A 6,118-nucleotide genomic window follows, 5' to 3' on the forward strand; every position below is an offset into this window, starting at 1 on the left:
CCGTGGAGCGCGCGACTGGCGTGCGCCCGGCGCTCCCCGCGCGGGTCGGCGATCTGTTCGAGCGCGAGGAGCGCTACGTCACGCTCGATGCGACCTTCGCCGCGGTGAGCGACTATATCGCCGGGCTGGCGACCCCGCGCGGGTGACGGCGTGAAGCTCGATACGCTGATCGGAGAGCCCTGGGCCGATTACGGGCTGGTCGATTCGGGCAATGGCCGCAAGCTCGAGCGCTACGGCCGCTTCCGCTTCATCCGCCCCGAGCCGCAGGCATTATGGGCGCCGGCGACGGCGGACTGGCGCGCGCACGGCGAATTCGTCCCCGGCAGCGACGAGGACGGCGGCGGCCAGTGGCGCTTCGCCGAGCCGGTGCCGCATGACGGCTGGCCGCTAAGCTGGCAGCAGGTGCGCTTCACCGCGCAAACCACCCCGTTCCGCCACCTCGGCTTCTTCCCCGATATGGCGCCGGTATGGGGCTGGATGCGCGAGCACCTCGCCGGGGCGAAGGACCCGGAGTGCCTTAACCTGTTCGGCTACACCGGCGTCGGCACTTTGGCCCTGTCCTCGATCGGCGCGCGGATGGTGCATGTCGATGCCTCGAAGAAATCGGTCGAGGCGGCGCGCGGCAATGCGATGCTGTCGGGATTGGCCGATGCGCCAGTGCGCTGGATCGTCGACGATGCGGCGAAGTTCGTCGCGCGCGAGGTGCGGCGCGGGCGGCGTTATGACGGCATCCTGCTCGATCCGCCCAAATATGGCCGCGGGCCCGCGGGCGAAGTGTGGCGGCTGGAGGAGCAGCTTCCCGGGCTGATCGCCGATTGCCGGCAGTTGCTCGATGCCGATTCGCGCTATCTGTTCCTCACGGTTTACGCGGTGCGCATGTCGGCGCTGGCGATCGGCGAGATGCTGCGCCAGGCGTTCGTCGACCTGCCCGGGGTGGTCGAGGCGGGCGAGCTCGGCGTGCGCGAGGAAGCGCGGGGGCTCACCTTGCCGACCGCGATCTGGGCACGCTGGTCGCGGGGGTAGAGTCCCTCGTCATTCCCGCGCAGGCGGGAATCCACTCTGGCTGGCGGTGCGGCTCTTTCCCCGACCTGCGCGAATGGATCCCCGCCTTCGCGGGGATGACGGGGGTTTACGAGGTGACCGGATCGGTCGCGTCGAGCATCGCGACCAGATCCTCGGGATATATTTTCTCCGGCCAGCCGGCGATTTCGTCGCGCGCGAACCAGCGCCACTCGGTCATCACCCGGCGTTCGAGCGCGGTGTGGCGCGACGAATCGACCTCGGCACCGGCGATATCGATGCGGAACCAGCGTTCGTCCGCCACCACCTCGACCCGCTCGATCGTGAGGAATTCGACGGTGCGTTGCGCGACTTCGGGCCCCGGATCGCGATCGATCCCGGTTTCCTCAAGCAATTCGCGGCGCGCCGCCGCGGCATAGCTTTCGCCGGGATCGACCGCCCCGCCGGGCGTGCACCAGAAGGGCGGGCGCTCGTCGCCGGTGTCGAATCGGAACAGCAAGGCGCGCCCTGCGGCATCGACCAGCAGTATGCGCGCGGCGGGGCGCTGTGCCCTCACGCCGGCTCGCCGGGCGCCGTGGCGCGGATCGCGAGCGCGTGGATCTTCTCGCGCAGCAATTCGTCGAGCGCGCGATTGACCAGCCGCTGCCGCTCGACCCGCGACTTGCCCGCGAAGGCGGCGCTTTCCACCACGACGCGGAAGTGGCTTTCGCCCGATCCGTCATCGCCGAGATGCCCGCGATGCTGCGCGCTCTCGTTGATCACCTCGAGCCGCGTCGGGCTGAGCGTTTCGGTCAGGCGAGTGGTGATTTCCCGTTCGACGGGGCCGGTGGCGATCTGGTTCATCGCGCCTATATAACGGGCTTTTGCCGGAAAGGTGGTGGAAAGGGTGGAGCGAAAGGATCGGCCGAACACGCGCTTCCACGGGCGTATTGCCGGCGACCGCCCGTGCGCGGCGCCGGGCTGCGGCGAGGCGGGAGAATTTCGCGCGCCGCCGCTCGAAGGGCCGGGCGACCGCGGCGAGGGGCCGCCGGCGTTTCGCTGGTTCTGCCTCGATCACGTCCGCGCGTTCAACGCGGGCTATAATTATTTCGACGGGATGACCGCCGACGAAATCCACGCCGCGCAGCGCCCGACCGCGGGGTGGGAACGCGAATCGCGACCCTTTGCGCGTGGCGGCACCGATCCGGGGCCGCGCTGGGCCGATTTCGCCGACCCGCTCGATGCGATCGGTGCGCGTTATGCGCGCGCGCCGGGGGCGGCGTCGGAGCGCAAGGACGGCAAGCCCTTGTCGGGGCAGGATCGCGCCAGCCTCAAGGTGCTGGGGCTGGAGCCGGATGCCGATCGCTCGGCGTTGCGGCGGCGCTATTCGGAGCTGGTGCGCCGCTATCACCCCGATCGCAACGGGGGCGACCGCAGCCACGAAGGCACGCTGGCGAAGGTGATCGCGGCCTATCAGCAGCTGCGCCGCGCGCCGGCGTTTGCCTGAGTGGATCCTTCCCGTCACCCGGCCCTGAGCCGGGGTGACGGGGCTAGGGTAACATCTTGCGATATCAGGGCAATCTTGCTTGTGCGACGCTATTGCCCTGTCGTTCGCTCGTGTGAACTTCGTGAACTTTGCCTGCCCGATCCAATGGGGGGAACCTATCCCTCCCGCTTCATCCGCTCCTGCCGCGCCTTTTCGCGCGGGCTCGGCGCGTCGAGCTGGAAGTCGCCGATCGGCACCGCGCCGTCGGGCTCATAGGTGGCGATCGTCACCCCGGTGGTCGAGACGCTTTGCTCGATCAGCTTGAGCGCGAAGGGCGGGGTGCCCGCGCCGAACAATCTTTTGCCCGATCCCAGCACCACCGGGAAGGTCATCACGAACAGCCGGTCGACCAGCCCGGCGGCGAACAGCGCGGGATAGAGCGTGCTGCTGCCCTGGATGAGCAATTCGGGGCCGTCGCCCTGCTTGAGCCGTGCGATCTCGTCGATGCTGCCGACACGGTGGCTGTTCTGCCATTCGAGCGGATCGTTGCCGCGGGTCACGACATATTTGTTCACGCCGTCGAACAGCGCGCCCATCGGGTTGTCGGCGCCGACATAGGGCCAATGCGCGGCGAAGATCTCCCAGGTCTTGCGCCCCAGCAGCAGATCGAACGCGCCGCTGAACAGCCCGCCCATCGCCGCGCCCATCGCATCGTCCCAGAAGGTCGCGGACCAGCCGCCGAGCGTGAACCCGCCGGTCCAGTCCTCGGTCGGGCCGCCCGGCGCCTGAATCACGCCGTCGAGCGACTGGAAGACGCCGCCGGTGATCCTACGCATCGGCGGTCTCCTTCAGCCGGCGCGCGACCTGTTCGAGCTGATCGGCGCAGATCCCCCAGCCCTGGGCGAACCCCATCTCGTCATGCTTCATGGCGTCGGCCTCGTTCCAATGTCGTGCGCTGGCGCGATAGAGCGTGCGTCCGTCCGGCGCGTCGGCGAGCGTGAACATCCCGACGATCGCCATCGGCCGCGCGGCCTGCGGCTGCCAGTCCTTGCCCAGCGCATTGGTGAAGACGATCCGCTCGCCCGGCGCCACCTCCAGCAGCATCCCGTCGCCGCCGTGGACCTCGCCGTCGGGGCCGTGCATCGCGAGGTTGAAGCGGCCGCCCGAGCGCCAGTCGAGCGCGATGACCTCGGTCGTCCACGGGCGCGGGCACCACCATTCGGCGATATGATCGGTCATCGCGCGCCATACCGCGTCGCGCGGCGCATCGAGGGTGCGCTCGATCGCCAGCTCGCTGTCGACCGCGCTCATGCCGTCACCGCCGCGCCGTCGCGGGCGCGTTCGATCGTGGCGATGTCGATCTTCTTCATCGTCATCATCGCCTCGAACACGCGCTTCGACGTCGCCGGATCGGGGCTGCTCATCGCCTCCATCAGCGCGCGCGGGGTGATCTGCCACGAAAAGCCCCAGCGATCCCTGCACCAGCCGCATGCGCTCTCCGCGCCGCCGTTGGCGACGATCGCATTCCAATAGCGATCGGTCTCCTCCTGCGTCTCGGTATAGACCTGGAAGCTGACCGCCTCATTGGGCGTGAAATTGGGGCCGCCGTTGAGCCCCATGAAGGGCTGGCCGAGCACGGTGAACAGCACCGTCAGCTCGTTGCCCGCGCTGCCGCCGGGATAGTCCGATGGCGCCTTGTCGACCGTCTCGACATGGCTGTCGGGGAAGGTGCGGGCGTAGAATTCGGCCGCCTCGCGGGCTTTGCCGTGGTCGAACCACAGGCAGGTACGCATCTTGATCATCATCGCTCTCCCGTCATTCGCGCATCATTTGCGCGGGCCGACCAGCCCGAGCTGGCATCCCTGCGCATCGGCGACATTGGCCGAATAATCGCCGCCCGGAATCTGGTCCGGCCCCTGCAGCAGCGCGCCGCCATGCGCCTTGGCGGCGGCGATCGCCGCGTCGATATCGGCGACATGGACGTACCAGTTCCACCGCGCCGGGGCGCCGGTGGTGGTGCTCGACATCACCGCGCCGGGGCGGAAATCCGCGCCCTTGCCGATGAAGGCATAATCACCCGCTTCGCCCATCGGCATCGCGCCGGCCTTCTCCCAGCCGAACATCTTGCCGTAAAAGGCAAAGGCGCCGTCGGGGTCCGGCGTGGCGAGCTCGATCCACACGCCGTGGCCGAGCGCGCCGGGGGCGGCGGCGAAGGCGTGCGAACCTTCGGGGCTGGAGCCGGTCAGCAGGTTGAAGACGATGCCCTGCGGATCGGCGACGGTCGCGAAGCGCCCGACATGCGGGATGTCCATCGGCCCGAAAAGCACCGCGCCGCCGAGTTCCTTGACCCGCCCCGCCGCTGCGTCGACATCGGCGGTGGCGAAATAGAGCGTCCAGCCGAAGGTGGTGAGGCCGGGCGGCGGCTTCATCAGCCCGGCGACCTGCGCACCGTCGGGTGCGCTGGCGAGGCGATAGCCGCCATGTTCGGGCATCGCCGATTCGGCGACCGTCCAGCCGGCGACCTTGGTGTAGAAATCCCGCGCTGCGTCCTGATCGGGCGTGATCAGCTCGAACCAGACGGGCGTGCCTTCTGCGCTGCTCATCCTTGCCTCCTTCACTCGGCGGTATCGAGGATCGGCGCGAACCCGCCGAAGATCGCGAGCTGGCCGTTCCACGGCGGGGCGTTCTCGCGCATCCGCCCGTCCTGCATCATCGCGGCCATCCCGGCGTCGCGGGTCGGCTTGTCGGGCCATTCGACCCAGCCGAACACCACCGTCTCGCCCTCTGGCGCCTGCACCGCGCGGCGGAAGTCGGTGACCTTGCCGTCGGGCACGTCGGCGCCCCAGCCGTCGACGACGCGCGTCGCGCCCTTTTCGCGGAAGATCGCGCCGATCGCCGCGGCATTGTCGACGAAGGCGGCGCGCTTGGCGTCGGGCACCGAGGCGACGATGCCGTCGACATAGCCGATCGGCCCCGCCGGACCCGCCTGATAATCGAGGTCATAGCCGGCGTAGATCATCCGCTGCATGTCGAACGGGACATGTTCGGGTGGCTTCATCCGCTCATCCTGCATCATCGCCGCGGCGGCCTTGTCGCAGGTCGCCTTGTCGGGCCATTCGACCCAGGAGAAGACGACATTCTCGTCCTCGGTCGCGGCGACCGCCTTGCGGAAATCGGTGCGCGTACCGTTCATCACCTCGTCGCCCCAGCATTCCACGATCCGCGTCGCGCCATGATCGGCGAAGACCGGCGCGGCCTTGGCCGCCATTTCGCGATAGGCGTCGCGATCGCCGTTTTTCACCGGGATGACGAACCCTTGAAAATAACGCATCGTCACTCTCCTCAGGCTGCGACCGGGGTATCGAACGTCGCGAGATGATCGGCCATCGCTTTGCGATGCGCCGGGCGTCCTTCGCCGCGCGCGACATAGGCCGCGAGCCGCGGGAAGCGATCGAGCGTGCCGGTGCCGCGCAATCCGCCGAGCACCGAAACCATCATCAGGTCCCCGACGGTGAATTCGTCGCCGTCGAGGCATTGCTTGTCGCCGAGCGCATTCTCGAGATCGGCGAGGCGCCCGTTGAGGTCCTCGACCACCTTGTCGTGGCGGGTCGCCGACCACGGGCGATCGGCTTC

At 68.7% G+C, this 6,118-nt stretch carries 10 protein-coding genes and 1 pseudogene; 3 read left to right on the plus strand and 8 right to left on the minus strand.

The features are described 5' to 3' along the window. Together BGN95_RS19720 and BGN95_RS19725 are read left to right on the plus strand one after the other, a co-directional pair. Positions 1-146, plus strand: a pseudogene (locus tag BGN95_RS19720) (threonine synthase); the annotation flags it as partial. Positions 147-150: 4 nt separating this feature from the next. Beyond that, a complete protein-coding gene (locus BGN95_RS19725; protein WP_286773764.1) occupies positions 151-1,023 on the plus strand; it encodes a class I SAM-dependent methyltransferase in 873 nt (290 codons plus the stop codon). Positions 1,024-1,129: 106 nt separating this feature from the next. Here the strand turns inward: BGN95_RS19725 and BGN95_RS19730 are convergent, their stop codons facing one another. Beyond that, complete coding sequence (locus tag BGN95_RS19730; RefSeq protein WP_179513102.1) at positions 1,130-1,576, minus strand: NUDIX hydrolase; 447 nt, start codon at positions 1,574-1,576, stop codon at positions 1,130-1,132. After that, complete coding sequence (locus tag BGN95_RS19735) at positions 1,573-1,863, minus strand: BolA family protein (protein WP_179513103.1); 291 nt, start codon at positions 1,861-1,863, stop codon at positions 1,573-1,575. Before BGN95_RS19735 ends, BGN95_RS19730 begins: the two co-directional genes overlap by 4 nt. A gap of 43 nt (positions 1,864-1,906) precedes the next feature. On the opposite strand from BGN95_RS19735, the gene BGN95_RS19740 reads away from it, so the two are divergent. Continuing rightward, positions 1,907-2,506 (plus strand): J domain-containing protein, encoded by a 600-nt coding sequence (locus BGN95_RS19740; protein WP_286773765.1) that lies wholly within the window; start codon positions 1,907-1,909, stop codon positions 2,504-2,506. 155 nt (positions 2,507-2,661) lie between these two features. Here the strand turns inward: BGN95_RS19740 and BGN95_RS19745 are convergent, their stop codons facing one another. The 6 genes from BGN95_RS19745 to BGN95_RS19775 form a co-directional block, all read right to left on the minus strand. Then, entirely contained in the window at positions 2,662-3,321 is a 660-nt protein-coding gene (locus tag BGN95_RS19745; protein WP_179513105.1) for a dihydrofolate reductase family protein, read from the minus strand. Next, the gene (locus BGN95_RS19750) at positions 3,314-3,796 is read right to left on the minus strand and encodes an SRPBCC domain-containing protein (protein WP_286773766.1); all 483 of its coding nucleotides are present in this window, start codon (positions 3,794-3,796) and stop codon (positions 3,314-3,316) included. Before BGN95_RS19750 ends, BGN95_RS19745 begins: the two co-directional genes overlap by 8 nt. Beyond that, the gene (locus tag BGN95_RS19755) at positions 3,793-4,290 is read right to left on the minus strand and encodes a VOC family protein (protein ID WP_286773767.1); all 498 of its coding nucleotides are present in this window, start codon (positions 4,288-4,290) and stop codon (positions 3,793-3,795) included. The genes BGN95_RS19750 and BGN95_RS19755 overlap by 4 nt, the downstream gene beginning before the upstream one ends. Before the next feature lie 21 nt (positions 4,291-4,311). Further along, positions 4,312-5,088 (minus strand): VOC family protein, encoded by a 777-nt coding sequence (locus BGN95_RS19760; RefSeq protein WP_286773768.1) that lies wholly within the window; start codon positions 5,086-5,088, stop codon positions 4,312-4,314. Between the two features lie 11 nt (positions 5,089-5,099). Beyond that, a complete protein-coding gene (locus BGN95_RS27265) occupies positions 5,100-5,816 on the minus strand; it encodes a DUF1428 domain-containing protein (protein WP_179513109.1) in 717 nt (238 codons plus the stop codon). A gap of 11 nt (positions 5,817-5,827) precedes the next feature. After that, positions 5,828-6,118: glutathione S-transferase C-terminal domain-containing protein (locus BGN95_RS19775; protein ID WP_286773769.1), on the minus strand; the 291-nt coding region annotated here is incomplete at its 5' end.

The organism is Sphingomonas sp. 66-10, from assembly GCF_001897045.1.
In the GTDB taxonomy this organism is placed as follows: domain Bacteria; phylum Pseudomonadota; class Alphaproteobacteria; order Sphingomonadales; family Sphingomonadaceae; genus Sphingomonas; species Sphingomonas lycopersici.